The organism is Bombella sp. ESL0380, from assembly GCF_009725805.1.
GTDB lineage: Bacteria > Pseudomonadota > Alphaproteobacteria > Acetobacterales > Acetobacteraceae > Bombella > Bombella apis.
In genome coordinates, this window is record NZ_WNIH01000005.1 from 235,658 (window position 1) to 259,686 (window position 24,029).

23 protein-coding genes are annotated in these 24,029 nt (G+C 59.6%); 7 read left to right on the forward strand and 16 right to left on the reverse strand.

Annotated features, from left to right (window positions below):
* Positions 1-111: 111 nt before the first annotated feature.
* Entirely contained in the window at positions 112-1,869 is a 1,758-nt protein-coding gene (locus GM608_RS06760) for a flagellar hook-basal body complex protein (protein WP_043558197.1), read from the forward strand.
* An 82-nt stretch (positions 1,870-1,951) separates the two neighbouring features.
* Here the strand turns inward: GM608_RS06760 and GM608_RS06765 are convergent, their stop codons facing one another.
* Together GM608_RS06765 and GM608_RS06770 are read right to left on the reverse strand one after the other, a co-directional pair.
* Positions 1,952-2,662, reverse strand: coding sequence for a MucR family transcriptional regulator (locus tag GM608_RS06765; RefSeq protein WP_052348907.1), 711 nt, complete (start codon positions 2,660-2,662; stop codon positions 1,952-1,954).
* A 335-nt stretch (positions 2,663-2,997) separates the two neighbouring features.
* The gene (locus GM608_RS06770) at positions 2,998-3,258 is read right to left on the reverse strand and encodes a hypothetical protein (RefSeq protein WP_143539915.1); all 261 of its coding nucleotides are present in this window, start codon (positions 3,256-3,258) and stop codon (positions 2,998-3,000) included.
* Positions 3,259-3,591: 333 nt separating this feature from the next.
* On the opposite strand from GM608_RS06770, the gene GM608_RS06775 reads away from it, so the two are divergent.
* Together GM608_RS06775 and glf are read left to right on the forward strand one after the other, a co-directional pair.
* Complete coding sequence (locus tag GM608_RS06775; RefSeq protein WP_043558192.1) at positions 3,592-4,014, forward strand: hypothetical protein; 423 nt, start codon at positions 3,592-3,594, stop codon at positions 4,012-4,014.
* A gap of 12 nt (positions 4,015-4,026) precedes the next feature.
* Entirely contained in the window at positions 4,027-5,181 is a 1,155-nt protein-coding gene (gene glf, locus GM608_RS06780) for a UDP-galactopyranose mutase (protein WP_043558188.1), read from the forward strand.
* Positions 5,182-5,197: 16 nt separating this feature from the next.
* Here the strand turns inward: glf and GM608_RS06785 are convergent, their stop codons facing one another.
* The 9 genes from GM608_RS06785 to GM608_RS06825 form a co-directional block, all read right to left on the reverse strand.
* Positions 5,198-5,551 carry a flagellar biosynthesis regulator FlaF gene (locus GM608_RS06785; RefSeq protein ID WP_052348933.1) on the reverse strand — a complete coding sequence of 118 codons (354 nt, stop codon included), beginning with the start codon at positions 5,549-5,551 and terminating at the stop codon, positions 5,198-5,200.
* A 102-nt stretch (positions 5,552-5,653) separates the two neighbouring features.
* Positions 5,654-6,379, reverse strand: a complete 726-nt coding sequence (locus tag GM608_RS06790; RefSeq protein WP_086431291.1) for a flagellar hook assembly protein FlgD — start codon at positions 6,377-6,379, stop codon at positions 5,654-5,656.
* Between the two features lie 27 nt (positions 6,380-6,406).
* Positions 6,407-8,344: a hypothetical protein gene (locus tag GM608_RS06795; protein WP_333645276.1), complete on the reverse strand. Its 1,938-nt coding sequence runs from the start codon at positions 8,342-8,344 to the stop codon at positions 6,407-6,409.
* A gap of 36 nt (positions 8,345-8,380) precedes the next feature.
* Positions 8,381-9,241 (reverse strand): flagellar motor stator protein MotA, encoded by an 861-nt coding sequence (gene motA, locus GM608_RS06800; protein ID WP_043558177.1) that lies wholly within the window; start codon positions 9,239-9,241, stop codon positions 8,381-8,383.
* A gap of 60 nt (positions 9,242-9,301) precedes the next feature.
* Positions 9,302-10,504: a flagellar motor protein MotB gene (locus tag GM608_RS06805; protein ID WP_143539865.1), complete on the reverse strand. Its 1,203-nt coding sequence runs from the start codon at positions 10,502-10,504 to the stop codon at positions 9,302-9,304.
* Between the two features lie 63 nt (positions 10,505-10,567).
* Positions 10,568-11,350 (reverse strand): hypothetical protein, encoded by a 783-nt coding sequence (locus GM608_RS06810; RefSeq protein WP_227449683.1) that lies wholly within the window; start codon positions 11,348-11,350, stop codon positions 10,568-10,570.
* 180 nt (positions 11,351-11,530) lie between these two features.
* Positions 11,531-11,989, reverse strand: coding sequence for a hypothetical protein (locus GM608_RS06815; RefSeq protein ID WP_043558171.1), 459 nt, complete (start codon positions 11,987-11,989; stop codon positions 11,531-11,533).
* Between the two features lie 19 nt (positions 11,990-12,008).
* Positions 12,009-13,394, reverse strand: coding sequence for a flagellar protein export ATPase FliI (gene fliI, locus GM608_RS06820; RefSeq protein ID WP_052348932.1), 1,386 nt, complete (start codon positions 13,392-13,394; stop codon positions 12,009-12,011).
* A gap of 101 nt (positions 13,395-13,495) precedes the next feature.
* Positions 13,496-14,308, reverse strand: coding sequence for a DUF1217 domain-containing protein (locus GM608_RS06825; RefSeq protein ID WP_227449684.1), 813 nt, complete (start codon positions 14,306-14,308; stop codon positions 13,496-13,498).
* A 217-nt stretch (positions 14,309-14,525) separates the two neighbouring features.
* On the opposite strand from GM608_RS06825, the gene GM608_RS06830 reads away from it, so the two are divergent.
* Positions 14,526-15,251, forward strand: coding sequence for a glycosyltransferase family 25 protein (locus GM608_RS06830; RefSeq protein ID WP_043558168.1), 726 nt, complete (start codon positions 14,526-14,528; stop codon positions 15,249-15,251).
* 5 nt (positions 15,252-15,256) lie between these two features.
* Positions 15,257-15,745, forward strand: a complete 489-nt coding sequence (locus GM608_RS06835) for a hypothetical protein (RefSeq protein ID WP_333645277.1) — start codon at positions 15,257-15,259, stop codon at positions 15,743-15,745.
* A 30-nt stretch (positions 15,746-15,775) separates the two neighbouring features.
* Here the strand turns inward: GM608_RS06835 and GM608_RS06840 are convergent, their stop codons facing one another.
* The 3 genes from GM608_RS06840 to GM608_RS06850 are packed head-to-tail and all read right to left on the reverse strand — an operon-like array spanning position 15,776 to position 17,798.
* Positions 15,776-16,255: a hypothetical protein gene (locus GM608_RS06840; protein ID WP_143539866.1), complete on the reverse strand. Its 480-nt coding sequence runs from the start codon at positions 16,253-16,255 to the stop codon at positions 15,776-15,778.
* Positions 16,252-16,638 (reverse strand): rod-binding protein, encoded by a 387-nt coding sequence (locus GM608_RS06845; protein WP_333645278.1) that lies wholly within the window; start codon positions 16,636-16,638, stop codon positions 16,252-16,254. The genes GM608_RS06840 and GM608_RS06845 overlap by 4 nt, the downstream gene beginning before the upstream one ends.
* 56 nt (positions 16,639-16,694) lie before the next feature.
* Positions 16,695-17,798: a flagellar basal body P-ring protein FlgI gene (locus tag GM608_RS06850; protein ID WP_052348903.1), complete on the reverse strand. Its 1,104-nt coding sequence runs from the start codon at positions 17,796-17,798 to the stop codon at positions 16,695-16,697.
* A gap of 186 nt (positions 17,799-17,984) precedes the next feature.
* Between GM608_RS06850 and GM608_RS06855 the strand changes: the two genes are divergently transcribed.
* The gene (locus GM608_RS06855) at positions 17,985-19,037 is read left to right on the forward strand and encodes a lytic transglycosylase (protein WP_333645280.1); all 1,053 of its coding nucleotides are present in this window, start codon (positions 17,985-17,987) and stop codon (positions 19,035-19,037) included.
* Between the two features lie 21 nt (positions 19,038-19,058).
* Here the strand turns inward: GM608_RS06855 and GM608_RS06860 are convergent, their stop codons facing one another.
* Complete coding sequence (locus GM608_RS06860) at positions 19,059-19,976, reverse strand: glycosyltransferase family 2 protein (protein WP_333645281.1); 918 nt, start codon at positions 19,974-19,976, stop codon at positions 19,059-19,061.
* A gap of 3 nt (positions 19,977-19,979) precedes the next feature.
* On the reverse strand, positions 19,980-21,611 hold the full coding sequence (locus GM608_RS06865) for a tetratricopeptide repeat protein (RefSeq protein WP_249109663.1): 1,632 nt from the start codon (positions 21,609-21,611) through the stop codon (positions 19,980-19,982).
* Between the two features lie 205 nt (positions 21,612-21,816).
* Between GM608_RS06865 and flhA the strand changes: the two genes are divergently transcribed.
* Positions 21,817-24,018, forward strand: coding sequence for a flagellar biosynthesis protein FlhA (gene flhA / locus GM608_RS06870; protein ID WP_081847639.1), 2,202 nt, complete (start codon positions 21,817-21,819; stop codon positions 24,016-24,018).
* The last annotated feature ends 11 nt before the right edge of the window (positions 24,019-24,029 follow it).

Sequence of the window (24,029 nt, forward strand, 5' to 3'; positions counted from 1 at the left end):
TTAACAGCCTGTTCATGAAATAAGCAGGTTATATTTGCTTTTATAAAAAGCGTTTTCTAGGGTTTGCCTACAAATAGCCTTAATCATCAGGTCACAGACAAGGATAGAATCATGTCCGGTGTGTTCAATGCACTTACGACGGCTGTCAGCGGCATCAATGCCCAGTCAGACGCCTTTACCAACCTGAGCAACAACATCGCCAACAGCCAGACCGTCGGCTACAAGGCCGACACGACATCCTTTGCCGACTTCGTGGCCGGCAACATCACCGGCAATTCCGCCTCGCAGGCGGAATCCAACACTGTCCAGGCCATTACTGTCCAGCATGTCGACAATTCCGGCACAGCCACCAGCAGCACCAATGGTCTGGCCATGGACATTTCCGGCAGTGGGATGTTCGTCACCTCCAAGCCGACAGGCGCCGGGACGGCCAATGCCGGTGTCACCAACTTCTCCGAACAGAAATTCTACACGAGGAATGGCGACTTCCAGCAGGACAAGAAAGGCTATCTGGTCAACACATCAGGCTATTACCTTGATGGCTACATGGCAGATTCCACCGGTACGCTGAACAATACCCTCACACCCATCAATGTCAGCAACATCGGCTTCAAGCCCACGGCCACAACAACCATGACACTGAATGCGGCCGTCGGGAAGCTGCCGGCCGATTCCACAAACTACACGCCGCAGAGCTATACCACCGCTCCCACCACGACATACGACTCCAGCTCCAATCCACACAAGATCGCCGTGCAGTGGCAGGAGAGCGACACCAATCCGCTCATCTGGACCGTCTCTGCCTATGATGCTGATGGCAACGGGACCGTCTCTCCGAACAGCTACCAGGTCGCTTTCGACCATTCCGGCTCCCTGGCCTCCATCACCGACATGCAGACAGGCAAGGCCGTTGGCTCCACCACGGCGGGATCCGCTGCGGAAATCCCCGTCACCGCCCATTACGCCAACAATGAAGAGCAGACCATGACGCTCTCTCTCGGCACGATTGGCGGAACCAGCGGTACGACCATGGTGACATCCAACAATTCGGCTGCAACCAACCAGGCCAACCCCCTCACCCTTTCCGGCACGAAACTCACCATGCCGGCCACCACGCTCGGCACCACCACCGACAGCCGACAGAGCTACATGAGCTCCCCCTTGACGGTAAGCAGCACGGACAAGAACGGCACGGCCACCAACACGCCTGTTGCCGTGAAATGGACACAGACAGCCGCCTCCCCGCCCACATGGTCCGTGCAGGCTGTAAATCCCTATGACGGCTCCGCCTCCTCTGCCGTGCAGATGGACAAAGCCCATTCCGTCATCTTCAACAAGGATGGCACGATGCAGAGCTTTGATGGCCAGCCTGTCAGCAAGGGCAGCCCGGTCACGGCAAATCTGACCATCAATGGCAGCAGCTACAGCCTGGACCTTTCCAACGCTTCTCTGACAACCGGCACTTCCACCGGAGCCGATACCAGTGCCCTGAGCAACGACAGCATCACCTCTGGGACCTACAAGGGTGCGGAGATTGAAAGCGATGGTTCTGTCATGGCGCAGTTCGACAACGGTTACAGCCAGCTGATCGGCAAGGTGGCTCTGACGAATTTCAACAACGTCAACGGGCTTCAGGCCGTCGATGGTCAGGCCTATCTGGCCACGGCACGGTCTGGCACACCCAAGACCGGTTTTGTTGGCGAAAATGGAACGGGCTCACTCGCCGTCGGGTATGTGGAATCCTCCACAACAAACCTGACAGGCGATCTTTCTGCCCTCATCGTGGCGCAGGAAGCCTACAGCGCCAATACAAAAACCGTCACGACGGCAGACAATCTGCTCCAGCAGACCATCGCCATGAAGCAGTAACATCTGCAAGACTTCACACAGGAAAAGGGCGCAGAGGGTTCATCCCCCTGCGCCCTTTCTGCATGGCCCTGGCGTGACATCCTCATGCCTTGATGCGGGAGCGGCCTTTCTTCTTGCGGTCATAATGGCCAAGACCGGTCCTGGAGGCCTCCAGCTTCTTCATGGCCGAATAGCTCTCACAGGCCATGGGATAATCCGGGGACAGCCCCCAATAGACACGATAGCCATCCGGACTCTGGCGATGCTGCCGCTCGATATGGCGCTTCAGCATGCTGAAGGCCCCACCACAATGCAGACAGATGATCTCGTCACTGAAAATGGATTCTTCCGGGGCACAGTAAGGTTCATCACGGCTTGCGATCCACTGGCCGGGCTTTTCTTTCACTTCCGGGGACATGCCCTGCACGAAATGACCGCCAAACCCGTTCACGCCGTGGCCTTCATGCTGTGCAGCCAGAGCGGAAAAACCGGCAAAAGAATGGCTGCCTTCCCGCTTCTCCGACGCCAGCCCTGCCTCCATCTTGCGGGCAATGATGGCAATCTCATCTGCGGCACTGGCCATGTCATGGATGATACCGACATCTGCAAGGCCAGAAAGGACATTCAGCACGGCACCCGCCCGGTCCGGATAATGGTGGGACAGTCCCAGCAAGGTTTCTGTCATCCCACGCAGACGCTCTGCCTGCCCAACAATATCGCTTAATGTCTGGGAAGGAGAAAACTCCTGCTGAAACCGTGACAGCAGGCGCCCAATCCCTTTTTCAATAAACGTACTGGCTGGTTGTGATGTCATATCCCACTCCCTTCTCCGGCCTATTCCTTAACGCCACATTAAATGATTGTTGCAGCCTTGCCTACAAGACCTTTCATAAGGCCATCACATTAATAAGATCAATACGATCCTATTTCAAACAGACAATGCCCATCAATCGGACAGTCATGACCATACTGCCGGAAAAAGCCAAAAAAATGGCCATATGAACATTTTCCGAAAATGGCCTTTAAAAAAATAAGACCTGCCGGAACAATCCCCCGGCAGGTCTCCCCGTAACAGATTGAAAAAAGTAGCCTCCCATGACCATTCACCCCCAAACAGGGATGATGCCACTCACAAAGGCAAATACAAGGTCATCCCCCCATGCCATCCACACTGAAGGCCACCATGCCTGCCAGCCCCAGCCCAGCATCCAGAGCCCGCTCATAAAGGCCCCTGTCCTGCTCATACCCTGCAACACACATGGCCGGAGGGCCGCAGCGTCTCAGCCTTCTGCCCTGCCGGTCAGCTGAATCCACCATGCTCCCTTCAGCAAGCGCACGTATATCGGCAAGAAAATCCTTCATACGTCCCTCGGTTTCCGCAGGACAGGAAGAACCAGCTATACGAGGCATCAGGTAATCCTTCTCCAAAGTTTTGTCATGGCAGACCTTGTCCTCATATCACGTTGCCAAGAACACGGTACATAGGTCGATCATGTCACAGAAATCAGCAAAACCAGCCAGAAGTCTTTGCGTGCAAAGCTAACCGGGAGCGCTCATATACATTACTATCGTTAAATATATATTAAACAGCACTCACAGTAAGCATCACATAACCATCACAAAAGGCCAGAACAAAAATAACACCATGATTTCCCAGCATTTAATACTTTCTAAGCTATCATGACATGAGAAGGTCATAGACTGGCTGCCAGCAAAGTGGCCACATGATGCAGGAACCGTGAGATGACCCGTTTGCACTGTCCATCCATTGCCATCATTCTTCTTGCCCTGGCCGGCGGGGGCATCCTGCCTGCCAGAGCCCAAGGATTCTACGGCGGCAGTGAATACCTGCTCAGCCCGCCCCCTCCTCCGCCGCCGCCCACCGGGGAATTCACCCATCTGCCACCGCCCCCACCGCCGCCGCCATCCTTTTCCGGCACATGGCAGCAGGACCAGTACCGCCAGCAGGGCATACCGGCACCGTGGGCAGCGCCGCTCTGGGGAACGTACCAGACACCCCGTTACTCCCGCCAGAATGGCTGGGACGAACCCGGCTTCATGCCATGGAACACCTACATCCAGACCCAGGCCCCCTATCCCGGCCTGCCCTATCCGCCAGCCCCACCAAGCCGGAGCTGCATAGACCAGAACTGTACTGGCCCCTGAGACCAGCCTGCCATGCATTTCTGTATCGTCGGTGCCGGATTCAGCGGGGCGGTCACGGCCCGTCATCTGGCTGAGCGAGGCCACCGCATCACTGTCATTGATGAACGCCCACACAATGGTGGCAACTGCCATACAGCCCGGGACCCGCAGACGGGCATCATGCTTCACCATTATGGGCCCCATATCTTCCATACCGCACAGGAAACGGTCTGGCAGTATGTGCAGCGCTTCGGACGGTTTGCCCCCTACATCAATCGGGTCAAGGCCATCAGCCAGGGGCGGGTTTACACCCTTCCCATCACCCTGCTGACCATCAACCAGTTTTTCGGCAAGACCATGCAGCCCGCAGAAGCCCGGGAATTCATCCGGCAGCAGGCCGTGCAGGACATGGCTTCACCCCGCAATTTCGAGGAGCAGGCCCTGCACATGATCGGCCCTGCCCTCTATGAGGCCTTCTTCAAAGGTTACACGACCAAACAGTGGGGCCTGCCCCCGGCGAACCTTCCCGCCGCCATCCTGAAGAGACTGCCGGTACGCTTCAATTACGATGACAACTATTTCAGTCATCCCTATCAGGGCATTCCGGTGGAAGGCTATACCACCCTGATCGAAACGATTCTCACCCATCCCCGCATCACCGTACGGCTGAACACATCTTTCGAAACATTCCAGTCCTGCAACAGCATGGACCATACACTCTATACTGGCCCGCTGGACCGCTATTTCAGCTTCTGCCATGGCCGTCTTGGCTATCGCACGCTGAATTTTGAACGAATCGATGCGAAAGGTGACTATCAGGGGACGGCGGTCATCAATTACTGCGACGAATCCATCCCCTATACCCGCATCAGCGAGCACAAGCACTTCGCCCCCTGGGAGGCCGCACGCTTCAGCAGGACAGTCTGCTTCCGTGAATATAGCCGCCTGGCCGGGCCGGAAGATGCCCCCTATTACCCCATAAGGCTGGCAGGCGAGACAGCCATGCTGGACCGCTATGTCCGCACGGCCATGACTGCCCGAAACGTCTCTTTCCTCGGGCGGCTGGGGACCTACCGTTATCTGGACATGGATGTCACCATTGGTGAGGCTCTTGCGGCCTGCCAGATCATGGACGACCATCTCGCCGAGGGCAGGCCACTGCCAGTCTTTTTCACCAATCCGCTCTGAAGGGCGGGAAGGCGTTTCAGCCCTCCTGAATGGCCATTTCCAGCCCGTCCAGCACGTTGCGGGCTGTCTCTATGAGGGGAGCAAGGCTGAGCGTGGGGTCCAGCATGGCCCGTATGCCATACTTCTGGGCCTGATCGGCCATCCGGGCAAAAAGAAGCCTGTCTTCCGTCTCGACCATGCCAGCTTCCACCGCATTGGCACGCTGGATGAGCGACCAGAGACGCTGATTCTTCGCGATGACCTGATTCCGCGTGATGACATCCGTCTCATGGGCCACGCTTTCCAGCATGGCAATCAGCCTGCGGAAACATTCCGCATCCGCTTCCCTGTCCGACAGAGACGAACTGGCCGCCATACGATAAGCATTCATGGCGTTGTTCTGATACATGCTCCCTCACAACCTCCCGTTCCATCCGGCAGGCAGCCAATACGTCGTGGCTGCCTGCCCTGTTCATGCATCATCAGGCGTGGTTCAGCTTGTGGCCTGCACGCTGGAGAGCGGAACCTCAGCCCCACCCATCATGACATTCATGCCCGTGCTGGTCTTCTTCATCCCCGTGACCGTGCCACGCACGGTAAAGGGCACGTCAGCCGTATTGCCCCGACTGTCCACACTCTTCACCGCCACGCTATAGGCCCCATCACTGAGGGTCGTGCCATTGTCGTCCTTGCCATCCCAGTTCCAGGATGTCTGGCCGCCATCCGCCCGCACCACGTCGTGATAGACCACCTGCCCGGCACTGTTGGCCACGGAAATGCCAACCATCTGGCCCGCTCCTGCCTGGAAGGACAGACCAGCCGAACCGGACTGCAGGGGCAGCGTGGACCCGGAAGCACTGACCTGCCGCCCGACCAGCCCCTTGTCCTGCGTCAACTGGGCTGTCTCATTCAGAGAAATGAGGGTGTTGAGGTTGCTGTTTGTCTGGACCTGCTGCTCCACACTGGAGAACTGCGCCAGCTGGGCTGCCATGTTCTCCGTATTCATCGGGCTGCTGGGGTCCTGATGCTTCAGCTGGGCTGTCAGAAGGGTCAGGAAGTTGTTTTCATTCTTTGCCATCGAGGCAAAGGCACCTTCCGTGGTCCCTGCGGATGACCCGCTCTGCCCAGCGCCGGAGAGGGACGCTGCCCCACTGCGGGCGGCGCTGTCTGTCGCCTGCTGCAAGGCCAGAAGATTGTTGGAAGACAGTGAATTCACCATGTGGTTCTCCTTCCGAGATGATGCATGTCAGACTGAAATATTGAGATGGCCCATCCGTGCGGGCCTGACCGTGGCGGGGGTGACGGCGCTCTCCTCTGCCTGAAGAGACGGTTCCTGCCGGGCTGGAGCAGGCACATCATCTCCCGAGCGGGAGCGCTGTTCCTGGGAGCTGCCGCCTTCCCCTCCAGAGAAAAAGGCACCGGCCTGCTGCCCTGAAGACTGATGCCCCCCCTGCCACTGATGCTGCGGCATGTTCTGCTCCTGGCCTCCGGCCATATGGCCGGCATCGGCAGGCAGGACATCAATCTTCATCAGGCTGGCATGAAGGCCTGCCTCATCCAGCTCTCTGGCCAGAACATGATGTGTTTTCTGAAGGGCCTCGGTCGTGCCATCATCCTGCCCCTGCAAGGAAAGGGCCGACAGACCTGCTGCGGAGCGGTCCAGCTGCACATGAACCGGCGTTGAATCCGCTGTCATGACGGTCATGGTCAGCGTCCCAGCCTGCCCGGCAGTCGCCCGCCCTGCCAGCACACCAGCTGCGGAACCACCTGTCTGAAGGGCAGAAAGACCTGTTTCTGCAGCGGCCTGCCGTGCTTCATGCGATGTCACGCCCGCTGTCACGCCACGGGTTTCCGGCTGGATGATGTGCCCCTCGGAGGATGTCACAAGGCCAGCGAAGGACGACAGGCTGCCCTGCACCTCCTGCCCGCCATCCCCACCAGAGCCTCCCGTCACCCCGGCACTCTCATGCCCGGGCATGTCCTGCCCCTCACCGGAAGCGCCCTGGTCGCCATGACCAGCAGAAAACGCCTCCGATTCTCCAGACGAAGCCTTCACCATAAGGCTGAACAGACTGTCTGTTGTCTGGCCCTCAGGCCCGCTGCGCAAATCCCCCTGCCGGGAGGCAGTCACCGTGTTTCCTGCCATGGAAGACGGACCGGACAGGACACCCGCCATGCCGGACTGGAAATTCATCGCCTGCACAGCCGACAGTGCCCTGTCTTTCGGGCCCTGTGTGGCGGCATTCACCATTGTGGGAACCTGTGTAGACTGCCGGGCCAGCAGGGCTGCATCCATCATCCGTCCGGCGGCAGCATGACGGGACGACACGTCATCACGCACCCCGGTATCCTGCCCATGAGAAGACGCCGTATCACCGGACCTGCTGACGAGGCGCATCAGATCCGATGTCGAAACCATGGCAGAACTTCCAGCAGTACCCGCCGCAGCAGAAGCCTGGGAAAGATGCTCCATGGATGAGAAAGAGGAAATGGCTGTGGCACTGGCCGTAGCATGAGCTGACGCCATGGAAGCCTCACCACCAGCCGGAACCGTACCCAGCCCCGCAAGCGCTGCCACTCCGGCATCACTCCGCCCGCCGGTCATCTGCCCAAGGCTGGAAGACGGCATGGCCGTGGCCGTCCCACCACCCGCCGGGCCAGACTGGGGCTGTCCCGCTTCCATCGTGACCATAGACACCTGAGGGGACGCCATGAGCGCTGCCAGAGACAGACTCTGCGTGGCCAGCCCCTCTGGCGCTACCCCATCATGGGACGACTGATCCCCTGTCATCTGCCGGTCAGCATGAGGCGCTGCCTTTGCGGATGTATCGGCCTTCTGCGACCCGTCCGCTCCGTCCCCCCTGTCGGCGGGAGAAGAAGCCGTCTGATCCTCGTGAGCCCCGGCGGCCGGAGCAGATGACCTGCCCTGCGACCTGTCTCCACGATCTGTCCCATCCGTCCCGCCTGTATGAGGGGCGGCCGCCTTGGGCTGGTCCTGATCAGAAGACGGCACATCCGCCCCGTCATGATCGGACGGTGTCTGCCCTGCCAGAACTCCGGCAAAGCCTTTCCCGCCCGATGAAGAGCGCACGGCGCCCCTCCCAGCGGACATGGCCGCCGAAGACCGGCTGCCACCAGCAGAAGGCAGGGGAAGGCTGGAGAGTGAAGGACGGGGCATTACCATGGCGTTCTCACATTCATTCAGGCAGCATCATGTCTGTCAGGTCAGCTCACTCAACATGCTGTCGACTTCTGCAAAGCCGGGCATGAATTCTTCCGGGATGTCCTTGCGGCCAATCTCGATGCACACCTGCGGCGGCTGCCCCTGCAGGTACGCCACCAGCACGGTGCGGATCGTTTCATAATAACGATTGTCCATCTTCACGATGGCCTGCATCCGCGAGGCCAGCGGCCCGACCACACCATAGGCCAGCAGCACCCCGAGAAAGGTTCCCACAAGGGCACCGGCAATCATTTCCCCCAGCACGGCAGGCGGCTTGCTGATGGCAGCCATGGTCTTCACCACACCCAGCACGGCCGCCACAATGCCAAGAGCAGGCAGGGCATCGGAAATGCCGGAAAGTGATTCGGCAACGTGAAGATCCTCATGCAGGTTCTTCTTCAGCTCCCTGCCCATGATCTCGTCCAGCTGGTGGCTTTCATCCAGATTCATGCTGATGAGCCGCAGGTAGTCGCAGATCATGTCACGGGTCTTCTCATCCTGCTTGATGCGTGGAGACGTGGCAAAAATGCTGCTTTCCTGCGGCTCTTCAAAATCGTTTTCCAGAGAGGCGATGCCTTTCATGTTGGCCTGCCGCAGCAGGCGGTACATGAGGGCCAGAAGGTCCATGTAGCTCTGCTGACTGTGCCGGGGGCCTTTCACGACCAGCATCAGGTAGCCGAAAACCGACTTCAGCGCTGCCATGCTGTTGCTCATGACAAACACGCCCACGGCAGCGCCCAGGATGGTCAGCAGCTCAAACGGCATGGATGCCAGAAGCGGGGCCAGTGCCCCGCCCGAAGCCGCAAAGGAACCAAACACGCAGAGCAACGCAAAAATCAGCCCACCGATATACAGCATCCTATTGTTCCCCTCTCAAAACGGCTCTGACATCATGATCCATCATCTCTTCCTGCCTGTTCATCGTGCTGCCCCCTGCGGCGGGGCCTGCTGTGTACCGGCCTGAAAGGATGCCGGCAGCGGATGCAGACGATGGATGAGCAGAACAATCCGCCGGTTCTCCGGTGCCTCCGGGTGGGCGGGGTTGGCCAGACTGCGGTCCGCACGCCCTTCCACGCTCCTGATCCGCCGGTCTGGATAACCCGCCCGGACCAGAAGCTCCCTCACACGGTCGGCCCGCATCTCGGAGAGTGTCCAGTTGGACAGGCCATGTGGATTGACCTGCCGCAGATGGTACGGAACACCATCCGTCTCCCCGATGATGGAGATATCTTCCGGCAGGCTGCCAAGCCAGGAACCAATCTGCCCGAGCAGGGCCATGCCTTCCCTGTTGGGCATGGTCTCGCCATTGTCGAACATCGGCCTGTGGGCCGTATCCTGCACCTCGATGCGGATTTCATCCGCCCCCATCCTGAAGCCGAGATTATCCTTCAGCTCATTCAGTCCGGCCTGATGGGCCAGGCTGGCCTTCAGCCCTTCCACGGTCTGACGGAGATGGGCATCCTCCTGGGCGGCCTGATGCAGACCTGCCGCCACGCCTTCCGTACCAGCTTCATGGCTGCTCTCATGGTCGGCAGAAGCCCCGGTGGACTGAGCAGCAGAGGCTGGTCCCCCGGCACTGCCATCAGCAGCGGCATTGCCCTGGCCAACCTGGCCAACATTCTCTGCCGCCCCACTCTTCGGCCCTCCGAGAGGAATGATCTCGGGACGGCCGACACTGGCTTCATCCTCATCCGGACGGTCCGCCATACCGGGCGGAAGGATGCTGACGCCACTGGCGGTCAGGATACCCTCACTTGCCCGGCCGCCTCTTGAGCCCTGATCCTCTGGGTGAGTCTCCGAGGAATCCGGCTTCGGCGGCGGCTCATGATCGGAATTGTGCACCGTACGCAGGGAGGAAGGTGCCGAAAGGGGCGAGGTTTCCAGCAGCGCCTGGTCTGATGTCGCCTTGCCCGTCCTGTCCGCCATCGGATTGAAGAACAGGGCAATGCCACGCTTCTGCTCATCCGTGGTGATGTTCAGCAGCCACATGAGCAGGAAGAATGCCATCATGGCTGTCATGAAGTCGGCATAAGCGACCTTCCAGGCACCGCCATGATGCCCTGCCTCCACAACCTCTTCCCGCTTGATGATGATGGGTCGGGCATTCTTCCGGTCAGCCATGGCAGCACCACCACGCCCCCGGGCCACCCATCACCGGCAGGCCACCAACAGTCCTGGCCATCATCAACGGCCCCTGTTATGGGCGATGCCCACACGTACGGACGGCATGCCGGAGAAAGACGCCGTGCCGGTGTGGGTCAACTCAATGGACGTATCCAGCCAGACCTCTCCACCAATCTCCCGCCAGCGTTTGCAGAACGTGTAATCTTCACTGAGATAGGTACCGCTCTCGGTATCCACGCTGCCCTCGAACAGGGCAAACCGTCGGCCATCCTCACCCTCGGGGGCATCAATGCGCCTGTATTCCAGCTCGGGATAGGCCTTGATCATGCGGCTGACCGCATGACGGCTGATCATCATGAATCCCGTCCCGGCATAGGCGGTCTGCAACAGCGGGCCACGTTCATAGGTCTCATGCATGGCCGCCGTCTCGCCCACATAACGCAAAGAGGCTGTCTGCTGGCGTTCCCCGGCAAGAATGTTGTGTTTTGTTTCTTCGTCCCAGAACCGCTCACGCAGTGGGTACATCCCGGCCACCACATCTTTCCCTGTTTCAAACAGACGTGTCGGGGCATTGGCGGGGAAGCTGATGTCAGCATCGACAAAAAGGATGTGCGAACAGTCTGACCGGAAATAGAAATTGGAAAGCAGTGTATTGCGTGCCCGTGTCACGAGGGCATCATCACCGACATGCATGACCGTCATGGGGATGCTCTGACCGCTGGAGGCATAACCGATGACGGACAGCATGTAGCCTGTCGTCACCATCCCGCCAAAGCAGGGCGTCGCCAGCATGATCTTGCCTGAAGGCGTGGTCCCCATCTGCATCGTTGCGATTCCCTCCATGAAGTATGCCCATGCGAAAAGGACATGAAAAAATAAGTTTAATCATGGAAATACCGCAGCGAATTGTTGAGTCTCAAGGATTTTATAAGGAATAATATTAAATGATTGCCAAAACCACGCCCATGTAATCCTGATGGAACCAGATGGAAGCCTTTTCGTCATGGGAAGGAAATGTTCTGTTTACAGTTCCAACTCTTCCAACATCTTCTGATGCTGCGCCCGTTCATCAAGAGCCACCTGTTCCTGCTGTCGCAGCCTGTCTGCCTGCTCCAGCCTGTCCTGCCGCAGCAGGCCATCCGTCGCCTCCTGTGCACGCACGCAGTCCATCACCCGGCCACGGGCTGCAGTACTTACCGCCCTGGCATTGTCCAGCGCCTGTTCCAGACGGTCCATCTCTTCCTGTGCGATGGGCAGCCAGTACCGGTATCCGTTCCACAGGGTCAGGTCCTGCGCTTCTTCCTCCCGGGCCTGACTGACAAGAATCCGGTTCTCCTGCATCTGGGCCTTCAGCTCGCTTATGCTGTTCTCAAGGCGTTTTTCCTCGGCCAGACAGTGGGCCAGCTCTGTACGGGCCAAAGTCGTGTTACGCTTCTGGAGGGTAAGCAGAGATGTCAGGGCCTTGAGCCGTGCCGGTTTCATGACGTTCCCTCCTCACACGTCAGGCGGGGTGCGCTTCTACACGCTCACCCTGTGAGAGAAGCTCCCGCAGACCGGCAAAAGAGTCCTCAAGGGAGACACGCTCCGTCTTTTTCTGGATGAGGAATTCTTCCAGCTGCGGGCCAAGCTGTACGGCCAGATCGGCTTCCGGATCATTCCCAGCCTTGTAGGCGCCCAGCCGGACAAGGTCCCGCACCTCATCCCACTGGGACAGAAGACGCCGTGCCCGGACTGTCAGCTCATTTTCACTCTCGCTGTTGCAACCCGGTACGGAACGGGACAATGACCGCAGAACATTGATGGCCGGATACCGGCCCGATTCAGCAATGGAGCGTTCCAGCACCACATGACCATCAAGAATCCCCCGTACCGTGTCCGTCACCGGTTCGTTCTGGTCATCCCCTTCCACGAGAACGGAGAAGAAAGCCGTCATCTGGCCTGCCTGGCCCTGTTCATCCAATGCACCGGGGCCAGCACGCTCCAGCAGGCGAGGCAGAGTTGCAAACACGCTGGGCGGATAACCACGGGTAGCAGGCACCTCTCCGGCTGAAAGACCTATCTCCCGCAGGGCCTGACAGAAGCGGGTCACACTGTCCATCAACAGCAGGACGGACTTGCCCTGATTGCGGAAATGCTCCGCCACGGCCATGGCGCTATAGGCAGCCTCCCGCCGCATGAGGGCGGAACTGTCCGAAGTAGCGACAACAAGCACGGACTTGGCCAACCCCTCCGGCCCCAGGTCATCCTCCATGAACTCCCGGACTTCCCGGCCCCGTTCCCCCACAAGAGAAATGACCGTGACATCGCAGGCCGTCTCCCGGGCCAGCATCCCCATGAGCGTGGATTTGCCCACACCGGAGCCCGCAAAAAGCCCCAGGCGCTGCCCCTGCCGACAGGTCGTGAAGAGGTTCAGGGCCTTGATTCCCAGATCAATCCTTGCCCCCAGCCGGGCCCGTCCGGCGGCTTCCGGCGGGCGGGCATGACGCTGCTGCCGGGCTGCCGATGGCAGAAGAGGCCCTCTACCGTCCAGCGGCTGCCCCATCGGGTCCACAACACGGCCAATCCATGATTCATTGACCGCCAACCCGCCAGACAGACCCTGCCGCCCCTGGCCGTGAAGCTCATGAAAGACCGGACAGCCGGCTCCGATTCCTTCTATGGATTCGTAGGTCATCGCCAGCGCCTGACCATGGCGGAAGGCAATGATTTCCGCCAGAATGTCCCGGCCATCCAGCGTCCTGATGCGTATCTGGTCCCCTACGGCCGTAAAGGATGCCAGACCATCCACCGTCACGCACAAGCCAGAGACATCCACCACATGCCCGGTCAGCTCCCCTATGGGGGCATCCTCCGCAGCGGGGCGGATGGTCCCTGTCAGGGTCTCCATGAGATCCTTCTGCCGGGCAAGCTGGACGGAGAGCATCACATGGCGTTCCCGCACGGCCCGGCACTGGATTTCAATATCCGGCAGGGTGAGGGCTCCGGGCATCAGAAGAGACCGGAGGACGAAGTCCCGCCATCACCGCTACCCCCAAACAGAGCGAGGATGCCGTCTCCACCATCATCCCCACCAAAAAGATCGATCATGCTGGCCGGCTTGTCATCACTGTTATAGCTGGGGTGAATCTGCAACTGCGTCAGGTACCGTTCAGCATAGCGCTGGACATTCTCCGGCTGAGAGAAGGTCTTCATGTCAACCTTGTTGCTGATGATGCGCTTCTGCTGGTCGAAATCCAGAGCTCCGAACTGGTCCGGATCATACCCGCTGACAACCTCTGCCACACGCAGCAGGGTCGGGTCCGCCATGAGGTCATCCACCGTCTTGATCTTGCCGGACTGCATCCTCCGGGTGAAATAGAGCGCATCCCCCACGCCATTCTTCTGCTGGGCATCGCTTGTCTCATACTGGCGCTGCTCGTAGGCACTCACCGTCGATGCCATCATGTCTGAAGTAAAAGGCGTTGCACTGGCCGTGCCATGCCCCGCCCCCATGCTGGCGAAGGCATCAGCAAAGGCCAGCCAGCTGGCATTCCGGGAGGTCTGGGCCAGAGAAGAGGAGGAGGTGGGGTCCTGCGTCAGCAGGGCCTTTTCCACAGCCTGCTGCCCGCTGAGGGAACTGAGATTGTAGGCCTTCAGCACCACCTGATTGGCAGAGTAGTTGCTCATGAGCTGCTTGGCCGTGGTGATGGATGGTGCCTTGTCCTGGAAGTCCGACACCATGCGTTTGGCCGTATTGTCGCCCTTCACGCTGTCAGCTGCTGTCTGGACCTCATTTTTCTGGGCCATAAGAAACTGTGCCACGGGTGAAATGCCACCAAGCCCCATAAGCCGCCTCCTCCATAAAACCATAAGGCTGGCACGACATCTGCCAGCATCTGGCCTCACATTAAAACACGAATGATTAATGCAAGACTAAAATGATCATGTTTTAACCATAACAGATATGGCATGACCTGGAAACATGCCATATCTTCGCAACACGACATGAAACAGGCCTGTCATGACAAGAAGGATATTCATGAAACATTACGTCATCAGCCTCGCCCGAACACCAGACCGGCTTGAGAGGTTCCGGCGGGTCAACCGGCATGGCCCTGACATCACTCATGCGCCCGGCATTGATGGCAAAACGCTGGACAAACAGGATGCCATACAGGCCGGCCTTCTGGCACAGGACTGCCACTTCACGGCCGGAGCCATTGGCTCGGGGCTGACCCATGTTGCCCTGTGGGGAACAGTCGCCCAGAGCGGAGAGCCTGCCAACATCTTTGAAGATGACGCTTTTCTCTGCCAGAATTTTGAACAGAAGAGCCAGCAGATCATCCAGCAGCTGCCGGAAGACTGGGAGATCATCCTGTGGGGACAGAATTCGGATGCCCCTCTCCATTATGAGGTTCTGCCGGGGCAGACAGACTGTTTCGCCTATTTCAACCAGGATGATGTTCGCTGCGGCATTGAGGAATTCCGGCACCAGACGGTCGAGACACTTCCTTTCCGCCTGAAGCAGGCCTTTGGCATCTGTGGTTACGCCCTGTCTCCCCGTGGGGCCGTCTCCCTCATGAAACGCTGCCTGCCCATGACCACACTGCCCATCAATTACCCCTCACTGGGCAACAGGACCCTGATGAGCACCAGTGTCGACCATCTCATGAACCGCCATTATGCCGACATGAAGGCCTATTGCTGTGTGCCACCCCTGGTTCTGACGGACAATCAGACAGCCAAAAGCCTGAACCGGGAGTGACAACCATGGCCCTGACCATCCCCTCACCCTCTGCCATGGCGAGACATGCCTGCACGGCCCTGCTCGGCCTGGCTCTGGCTGGCTGCGTACGACCGGCCACCCCCTATCTGGAGAAAGGCAGCCTGCTCAGCCATGCCGGATTTGTCGCCCACCCGGCCAACACGACCGCCCGTTTTGCCCTCATGAACAGCCTGCCACCTGGTAGCCTGACCTACCGCATGGCCCCGAGCGGGCAGCGCATCTACCTCTATGCTGACCCACTGGCCTGTGGCTGTGTGTATATGGGGGATGAAACCGCCTATGGCACCCTTCAGGCCCACATGCAGGCCATCATGCAGCGCAAACACGCCCATCATCCACCGCAGGACCCGCCCCTGCCCGCCATGACGGCTGAAAATTACCGGGATACAACCTCATGGGACTGGACCGTCTGGAGCCCGGCCGCAGACCCGGACAACAACCAGCCACGCCACATGATCGGCGGATACTGGTAAAAGAGACGCAACGGGCCTTTGGCCCGTTGCTCAGGCCCGGTCATTCAGTGAAAGTGACCCGCAGGACGTATCAGATCCCACCTCGCCCGTCCGGCCATAGCCATGACGGTTGGCCTCCACCGCACTTTCAATGAGCAGCTTCATCACGGCCTCCTGCGTGACAAGAGCCTGCTGCAACAGCTCCCCATTCTGGGCAGCAATTTCAGTAAAACGCCTCTGCACCTGCCGAAAGGCAGGAGAAAGATTCTCCACCCGTACATCATGCTTCCGTGCCCTGGCCACAAGGGCTGTCAGCTCTTCCATGGTCGCTGTCTTTTCAGGCAGAAGTGCTGCAGCAGCTGACACGTCATTATCCTGAAGAAAGCGGTTTTCCTGCGCCATGATGTCCGCGGCCCGGGCAAAACTGCCCATCAGATGGGGCAGGAAAGAGCCGTCCAGTTCATCCTCGTCCCGTCTGGAAAAATGCCCGGCAAGCCGACGTGCGGCTTTGCCAAGCCTCTGCAATGTCACGGTCTGTATCCTCCTGTCCTGTTGCTGGGATGTATGCTGCTGGCCTGGGCGGCCTGCTCCTGCATGGCCTTCATCCGGCCATAAACCTGATGGGCAATCCCTATCCCCCCGCTACGGGCAACCTCCTTGCCCAGTTCCAGCACCTGCATGGAGCGGAACTGCTTCTCGGCATTGCCTCCCCCAAAGGGCGCTGCGGAATTGTCCACCGTATCGAACATGGGCTGAAGCATTTCTCCCAGCGCCATGGCCTCAAAATCCCGGGCCGTTTTACGGACCCTGTTTTCATCCTGCGGAGACATGGGATGGCTCCGGTCTGCCTGCTTTCCGGCAGACGGGGCCGCCACATGCGCAAACGCCGCATGTGAGACTGACGAAATACTCATGAACCGGTATTTTCTCCTGTAAACGACAGACAGTCAGACTGGATTCATCCCTGCGATCAGCGCACTTCCAGCTCAGCCTGCAAGGCACCGTCCGCCTTGATGGCCTGGAGAATACTGATCATGTCTCTGGGGCCAACCCCAAGGGCATTCAGGCCCGTTACAAGATTGGCCAGGGAGGGGCCATCAGAAAGAATGCCCATCCTGTGTTCACGATCGGTCGTGGCATTGATCTGCGTCCTGGGCACGACAGCAGTCTGCCCTGCACCAAAGGCGTTGGGCTGGACAACTTCAGGGCTGTTGGTCACCTGCACGGTCAGGTTCCCCTGGGCAATGGCCACCGTGGTGATACGGACATTATCCCCGATGACGATGGTCCCAGCGGCTTCATCCACGATGACCTTGGCCATCGTGTCCGGCGTGACGGTCAGATCCCCGATCTCATACAGGGCCTCGGAGACGTTGCGCCCGGCCAGGTTGACGGCCACCGTCCTGGGATCATCCACCCGGGCTGTCCCCCGGCCCATGTGCCGGTTGATGACATCGGCAATGCGAACCGCCGTCGTGTAATTCGAATTCTTGAGAGACAGATGGATCACCCCACCAGCCCCCAGCAGAACGGGCACTTCCCGCTCCACCACGGCACCATTGGCGATGTGCCCACTGGTTGGCACATTACGGGTGGCGACGGCCCCCGGCCCTCTGGCCGTGAAGGCGTTCGTCACCAGCGACCCCTGCGCCACGGCATAAACCTCACCATCTGCAGCCTGAAGAGGCGTCACGATCAGCGTGCCGCCTGTCAGGCTCTGGGCATCACCCACGGCAGAAACCGTTACGTCAATCCGGCTGCCACCATGCGAGAACGGCGGCAGACTGGCTGTCACCATGACAGCGGCCGTGTTGTGTGTCTGCAGCTGGATGGCCTTGTCCCGGATATTGACACCAAGACGGTTGAGCATGCCGACCAGGGTTTCACGGGTAAAAAGCGTATTGGTCAGCCGGTCCCCGGTGCCGTTCAGACCGACAACAAGCCCATAACCGACGAGCTGGTTGTCCCGGATTCCTTCATAATCCACAATATCCTTGATACGGACCGCAGAGGCATGGGCTGAGCCACCCGAAAACATGCCAGACAGCACGCATCCGAAGATCGCCAGCATCATACAGCGACAGGCAGGCCGAATCCCATCCAGACTTCGGGACAGCCAGGCGCAACAGCTCTTCAAAAACATCAAGCATAGTCTCCTACGCTCCAACTTAACCTTATATATGGATTATACAAGGAAAATTATTTAATGGTATTCCTTGGTTACCCTGAAAGTCCGCCAAAAGAAAGCCTTGAGAGACCCATGACCTCCATCTTTCAGCATGACAAACCCGGGCGCTGGCTCCACCTCGCCCTCTGGCGGGTCCCGGGGCTTCTTCTGGGCATGTTCCTGACCCCGCCTGCCATGGCCCAGATTTCACTCCCCCCCATGGACCCCACCCAGTCCCGCCTCTGCCGCACTGCCACGGAGCAGGTAGAACGGGCCCTGCGACTGCCGGATGGTTTCCTTTCGGCCATCAGCCGGGTGGAAACAGGCCGCCCGGATGGCAATGGCACCCTCACCCCATGGCCATGGAGCATCAATGTTGCCGGGACAGGTCACTATTATGCCTCACGCCAGGAAGCGGTAGAGGCTGTAAAAGCCTTCCAGCAGCAGGGCATACAGTCCATTGATGTCGGCTGCCTTCAGGTCAATCTCCTCCACCATCCAACAGCCTTCCCCTCTCTGGATACAGCCTTCGACCCCTACAGCAATGCCCGCTATGCTGGCCTGTTTCTCCAGAAAATGAAGGACCAGACCGGCAGCTGGCCACGGGCCGCTGCTGCTTATCATTCACAGACAGGCACCCTGGGCACGACCTACCTGCAACAGGTTCTCCAGCAATGGGCCACACCGCTGGACACTCCTCTGCCACACCCCCCTCTTTCCACATCGCCACATCCCGCTGTGGCGGCTGTCATGACTGGCGATCATTCTGGCGCTGGTCAGAACCACCCGGTGCAGACGACCAGGCCGTACCGGCCCTTCGTCATCAGGCCGGCATCAGCCTCCCCATCAGGGACCGGCATAACCCACGCCACTACAGGGCCCGCCAGTTTTCTGGCCGCTCTCCACCATCAGGAAACAACACGCCCCCTGCCCCCTGTGGCGCAGCCTGCTGCTGCGGCCACACCGGGACAGGCTCCCTCACAGGGGCATCGTCCTTTCCGTCCCTTCCGGGGTTATTTCCGCCCTGCCATGCCCCCACCACCGCACCAGCGAATGAAAAACTCACAGAATGGCCGGAGTCTTGCCGCCTACCGGGCCATGCCCGTCCACGCTGCCAGCAATGTCCCTTACGCCACGGCCTACTGACCATTCCGACAGGAGTGGCCCTCAGCGCCTGATATGACCAAGCAGCTCCACCATCACCTGTGACAGGCTGGCAAAGCCCTCCTGAAGCTGTGCCACCTGCCGGGACAGCTGCCCAAGCTGGGAACGCCCCAGATGATTCCCCTGGATGAAACCGGCCTGCATTTGTCTCAGGCGGTCTCCCCCCTGCATGGCCTTCCGGATGATGCCGTTCTTGTAGGCCAGCACGTAATCATGGGTCACCTCATGCTGGCTGGCATCATTGGCGTCACCAGTCGCAAGACGGTGATGGTATGAACAAAGGCACTCTTCCAGAATCCCGACCTCACCCGCCATCATGACACGCAGGAAGAGATCGTGGTCCTCGACGTAATCCAGCCGCGTTTCCACTCCACCCGCCACCGCCAGGGCCGCCCGGCGGAACAGGAAGGTGATCGGCATGATGACATACATGTGGGAGAGATACAGGCCGTAATCCACCAGCGAGCCACTCTTGCGGCCAAACTGGTCCGTCTTCCTGTCCGTGATGATCCGTCCATCCTCGATACGTTCATACACGTCATAATTGCTGGTCGTGACACCAGCATAGAAACCCGTCCCGTCCCGCTCCAGAAAGGCGACCGTCTCTGCCAGGAAAGAAGGCTCCAGCGTGTCATCATCATCATGGATGAGAATATAAGGCTCGTCGGACACGGCCAAGGCAAGGGCCAGTGCCTTGCTGCGTCCGACAGACCGGGGCAGGTCCACGCAGGAAAGGCGCTCCCCCCATGATGGGCCACACTCTGCAACGCAGGCCCGCAGGGCGGCCATGTCTCCCCCGTCATTGATGATATGGATACGGAAGTCCTGAAAGCTCTGCGCCCTCAGTGTTTCCAGAGCCCGACGCAGAAAAACGGGACGGTTTTTCGTGCGCAGCAGGATGGCTACCTTATAAGATGACATGGCTCAGCCCTCCGCAATCCGCCGTCTCAGGGAGACGGCCACGTCCTTCAGAACAGGGGCAAGAGACAGCTCCTGCGCCCGGAAAATACGCATGGTCGGGTACCACGGGGTGCGGTCACCTTCATCACCCCACCGCCAGCAGGCATCCCATCGACTGACCAGCCAGACTTCCCGGCCCAGTGCCCCCGCCAGATGCAGCGGGGCCGTATCAACGGAAATGACAAGGTCCAGACTTTCCATCAGGGCAGCCGTATCCGCCATGTCCTGCACGTGTCCCATCAGATCATGCACGACCGCTCCCTGCCCCTCCACTGGCTCCAGCTCTCCCCGCCGGTCACCATACTGAAGGCTGAACAGATCAGCCTCCACCGGCCCGAGGGCCTCCGTCATCTCCGCAAAGCTGCTGGAACGCCGCCTGTCTGCAGCCACATCCTGTGCGCTGGACCGAGAATCCCCTGCCCAGACGAGCCCTACACGCAGGCGCCGCCCGGCAGGACTGCGCCCCCCTGCCCGGCCACCCTGTGCCACGGCCTGCTCCACAAGTCGGGCAAAATGCTCCCGCCGCCGCACCGGAACTTCCAGATAGGGACTGAAAGCCGGAATATCAGCCACGTGCCTGAGATGACAGAGATAGGGAAGGTCCGGTATCGGGCAGGAAAAATCATACTCTGCCACACGCTCCGGATGGTCCAGAAGCTCCGTGATAAGGCAGACCTGCACCATGGGGTAGCTTTCCCTCAGCAGCCGGGCCAACGATGGCAGAACGGCCAGCGTGACCCGCCCTGCCCGGCGGACGATCTCCGGCAGGAAGCGAATGAACTGGATCGTATCGCCAAGCCCCTGCTCCTGATAGAAAAGAAGGTGGCGCCCTTCCAGCGGAACATCGTTCGTCAGTCTGGGCAGGTCCTGATAGAACCAGCAGTTCAGGCTCGGAATACGGGGCACACGCCTTACATAGCGGGCAAAGCCCTCCTCATACTCACCGGCTTTCAACAGGGCGATGGCATAGCCGAAGGAAACAGCCTCATGCCGGGAGGACAGCTCCATTCCCCGGCGATAATAGGCCAGGGCATCCCGGGAGCGGTTCAGCCGTCCCAGAGCGCAACCCATGTTGTTGTACAGCGAGACGGAGGGCGGTCCATCCGCAAGCCAGGCCAACAGCACCTGCTCAGCCTGATCCGCCAGCCCCGCCTCCAGCAGGGCCATTGAAAGATGCTCCCCGACAAGCACCCGATGTTCTGGCAGAGTCCGGGCAACATCCATGAAGAGGGCCATGGCCTCTTCCCTTTCGCCCGCCACCATGAGCGCCCCTGCCAGAAAAATCTTCACCTCGCCCCGCATGGAGGCCATGGCGGGTTCCGCCTCCGGCATCAAAAGCAGAGCCTTGCGGAAGACGGCAATCACCACCTCATGCCGGGGGGTGAAACGGACAAGAAAAAGGCCCGCCGCAAGAATGAGCGCCACATCCTGCGTCCCCTGGGCAATCTGTATGGCCAGACCGACAGCCTGGTCTCCCTCACCACGGGCAACAAGCTGCTGGCAGCAGGCTGTCACTTCCTGCGGGGTCAGTGCAGTCTGACCAGCCTCATGACTGCCATCTTCCACCCTGCCATGCTGCTCTGCTCCTGCCATCATGCTGCCTTTCTTCATGCCTTGAACCATCAATGACCTGACAGGTCATGTTCATGGCAAAACAACATGTCCCCATAAACCTTGATGGGCAAGACTTTAATGGCTAAATTGCAAACTCATAGATAACAGGCCTTAATAAACCTTGTTGCCACCTTCCCTACCCGTCACCCAAGCCGGGGAAGGCAGCACATCATCAGTCAGGATGACAATGCCCGCTCCTTCTTCTTCCCCGCAACGGTCAGGTTCTCCCGCCCCCAAGGCGGCTCCCGGTGCAGGGGGAGCTGGCGGACTGGGCGGAAGGCTGGGCACGCTGATACGAAACCCGGCAGACCTCTTCACCCCCAACGGAGCGGCCTCCCGTCTTGCCGCCCGCCTGCCCGGCACCGACATCCTGCTGGCACTGGGCGTGATCCTGCTCATCTCCATCCTCATCGTACCGCTCCCCACGCTGATCCTGGATGTCGGGCTTTCACTGTCCATCACCTCATCCGTGCTGATCCTCATGGTGGCGCTGTTTCTGGAACGGCCTCTGGACTTCACGTCTTTCCCCACATTGCTGCTGCTGACGACCATGTTCCGTCTCTCGCTGGAAGTGGCGACAACACGGCTCATCCTCAGCCATGGCAATGAAGGTGCCTATGCAGCCGGGCATGTTGTCGCCTCCTTTGGCGGCTTTCTCATGGGCAATGATGTGGTGATCGGCGGGATCGTCTTCTGCATCCTGCTGGTGGTGAACTTCATGGTCATCACCAAGGGGTCGGGCCGCATTGCGGAGGTCTCGGCCCGCTTCTTCCTCGATGCCATGCCCGGCAAACAGATGGCCATTGATGCCGACCTCGCCTCAGGGGCCATCAATGAGCGTGGTGCCCGCTCCAAACGCAAGGAACTGGAAGAGGAAAGCTCCTTCTACGGAGCCATGGATGGTGCTGCCAAATTTGTCCGCAATGATGCCATTGCCGGAATCCTCATCACCGCCATCAACATTCTGGGCGGTCTGACCATCGGCGTGCTGCGCCATGGCATGCCCATCAGTGAGGCGGCACAGACCTTCACCACCCTGACCATCGGTGATGGTCTCGTCTCCCAGATTCCCGCCCTGCTGGTCTCGCTGGCCGCCGGTATCGTCGTCACGAAGGGCGGTACGGATGGCTCGGCAGACGTAACACTTTTCCGCCAGCTGGCGGGCAATGCCAAGCCGCTGGCCATTGCGGCCACCCTGTCAGCCCTGTTTGCCGTCATGCCCGGCCTGCCGGCTTTCCCCTTCCTCATGATTGCCGCCGTGGCCGGGATCGGGGCGTGGATCCGCTACAGGACTCCCCGGCAGGATGAAGGTGAGGAAGCCCTCACCCAGCCCGCCGCTCCCACCACGCAACCCATTTCCGACCTTCTGAAAATCGACCTCCTGCGGCTGGAAATCGGTTATGGCCTGCTCCCGCTGGCCAGCGGGGACAATGCCCAGATCACCAAACAGATCAAGGCCCTGCGCCGCAAGATGGCAGCGGACATGGGCTTCATTACGCCATCCGTGCGGATTCAGGACAACATCCAGCTGCCGACGGACCGTTACGTCATCAAGCTCAAGGAAATCGACATTGCCTCGGGTGAGGTCAGGCCCAACCACCTGCTGGCCATATGCCCGTCCCACAAGAATGGGCAGGCCCCCCTGCCGGGTGAGAAGACAACCGAACCCTCCTTCAACCTGCCTGCCATATGGATTGATCCCGACCTGAAGAAACAGGCCACAGACCAGGGATACACAGTGGTGGACCCGGTCACTGTCATCATCACCCACCTGACGGAATCCATCAGCCAGAATCTGGGCGATCTGCTGACCTATGCCGCCACGCAGTCCCTGCTGGATGATCTGCCGCAGGAAGAGCAGAAGCTCGTCAACGACCTCATCCCCTCACAGGTGTCCCTCAGCACGGTCCAGCGTGTTCTCCAGTCCCTGTTGCAGGAGCGCATCTCCATCCGTGACCTGCCCACCATTCTTGAAAGCATACAGGAAGGCCACGCCCTGGCCGCCAAGGGCATCAAGGCCCTGACAGCCCATGTCCGCATCCGCCTCGCCCGACAGATATGCAACAGCTATGTCGGGCCCTCTGGCTGCATTTCCATGATCACCCTCTCTGCAGACTGGGAGAGCAACATCCTCAACAACACGGTCGGACAGGGGGATGACCGCACGCTGGCCATGCCCCCAGCCATGCTGGACCGCTTCGTCACGGCCCTGCGCCGTGCCTTCGACCAGACAGCCACACTGGGGGAAATGCCCGTCATTGTCACGACCTCCGCCACACGGGATTCCGTGCGTATGATCGTGGACCGAATCCGCCCTTCGGTTGCCGTCATGGCACAGGCGGAAATCTATCCCCGGACCCGCATCCGTACCGTCGCCACAGTGAACTGACTGGCCCCGAC

Bases quoted from the DNA above. Each gene is read 5' to 3' on its own strand.
- motA (WP_043558177.1), bottom strand. From the start codon at position 9,241: ATGCTGTATATCGGTGGGCTGATTTTTGCGTTGCTCTGCGTGTTTGGT.
- GM608_RS06795 (WP_333645276.1), bottom strand. From the start codon at position 8,344: ATGGTAATGCCCCGTCCTTCACTCTCCAGCCTTCCCCTGCCTTCTGCT.
- GM608_RS06810 (WP_227449683.1), bottom strand. From the start codon at position 11,350: ATGGAGGGAATCGCAACGATGCAGATGGGGACCACGCCTTCAGGCAAG.
- glf (WP_043558188.1), top strand. From the start codon at position 4,027: ATGCATTTCTGTATCGTCGGTGCCGGATTCAGCGGGGCGGTCACGGCC.
- GM608_RS06790 (WP_086431291.1), bottom strand. From the start codon at position 6,379: ATGGTGAATTCACTGTCTTCCAACAATCTTCTGGCCTTGCAGCAGGCG.
- GM608_RS06845 (WP_333645278.1), bottom strand. From the start codon at position 16,638: ATGAGTATTTCGTCAGTCTCACATGCGGCGTTTGCGCATGTGGCGGCC.
- GM608_RS06860 (WP_333645281.1), bottom strand. From the start codon at position 19,976: ATGTCATCTTATAAGGTAGCCATCCTGCTGCGCACGAAAAACCGTCCC.
- GM608_RS06865 (WP_249109663.1), bottom strand. From the start codon at position 21,611: ATGATGGCAGGAGCAGAGCAGCATGGCAGGGTGGAAGATGGCAGTCAT.
- GM608_RS06785 (WP_052348933.1), bottom strand. From the start codon at position 5,551: ATGAATGCTTATCGTATGGCGGCCAGTTCGTCTCTGTCGGACAGGGAA.
- GM608_RS06775 (WP_043558192.1), top strand. From the start codon at position 3,592: ATGACCCGTTTGCACTGTCCATCCATTGCCATCATTCTTCTTGCCCTG.
- GM608_RS06805 (WP_143539865.1), bottom strand. From the start codon at position 10,504: ATGGCTGACCGGAAGAATGCCCGACCCATCATCATCAAGCGGGAAGAG.
- GM608_RS06835 (WP_333645277.1), top strand. From the start codon at position 15,257: ATGGCCCTGACCATCCCCTCACCCTCTGCCATGGCGAGACATGCCTGC.
- flhA (WP_081847639.1), top strand. From the start codon at position 21,817: ATGCCCGCTCCTTCTTCTTCCCCGCAACGGTCAGGTTCTCCCGCCCCC.
- GM608_RS06760 (WP_043558197.1), top strand. From the start codon at position 112: ATGTCCGGTGTGTTCAATGCACTTACGACGGCTGTCAGCGGCATCAAT.
- GM608_RS06855 (WP_333645280.1), top strand. From the start codon at position 17,985: ATGACCTCCATCTTTCAGCATGACAAACCCGGGCGCTGGCTCCACCTC.
- GM608_RS06765 (WP_052348907.1), bottom strand. From the start codon at position 2,662: ATGACATCACAACCAGCCAGTACGTTTATTGAAAAAGGGATTGGGCGC.
- fliI (WP_052348932.1), bottom strand. From the start codon at position 13,394: ATGGAGACCCTGACAGGGACCATCCGCCCCGCTGCGGAGGATGCCCCC.
- GM608_RS06815 (WP_043558171.1), bottom strand. From the start codon at position 11,989: ATGAAACCGGCACGGCTCAAGGCCCTGACATCTCTGCTTACCCTCCAG.
- GM608_RS06770 (WP_143539915.1), bottom strand. From the start codon at position 3,258: ATGCCTCGTATAGCTGGTTCTTCCTGTCCTGCGGAAACCGAGGGACGT.
- GM608_RS06830 (WP_043558168.1), top strand. From the start codon at position 14,526: ATGAAACATTACGTCATCAGCCTCGCCCGAACACCAGACCGGCTTGAG.
- GM608_RS06850 (WP_052348903.1), bottom strand. From the start codon at position 17,798: ATGATGCTGGCGATCTTCGGATGCGTGCTGTCTGGCATGTTTTCGGGT.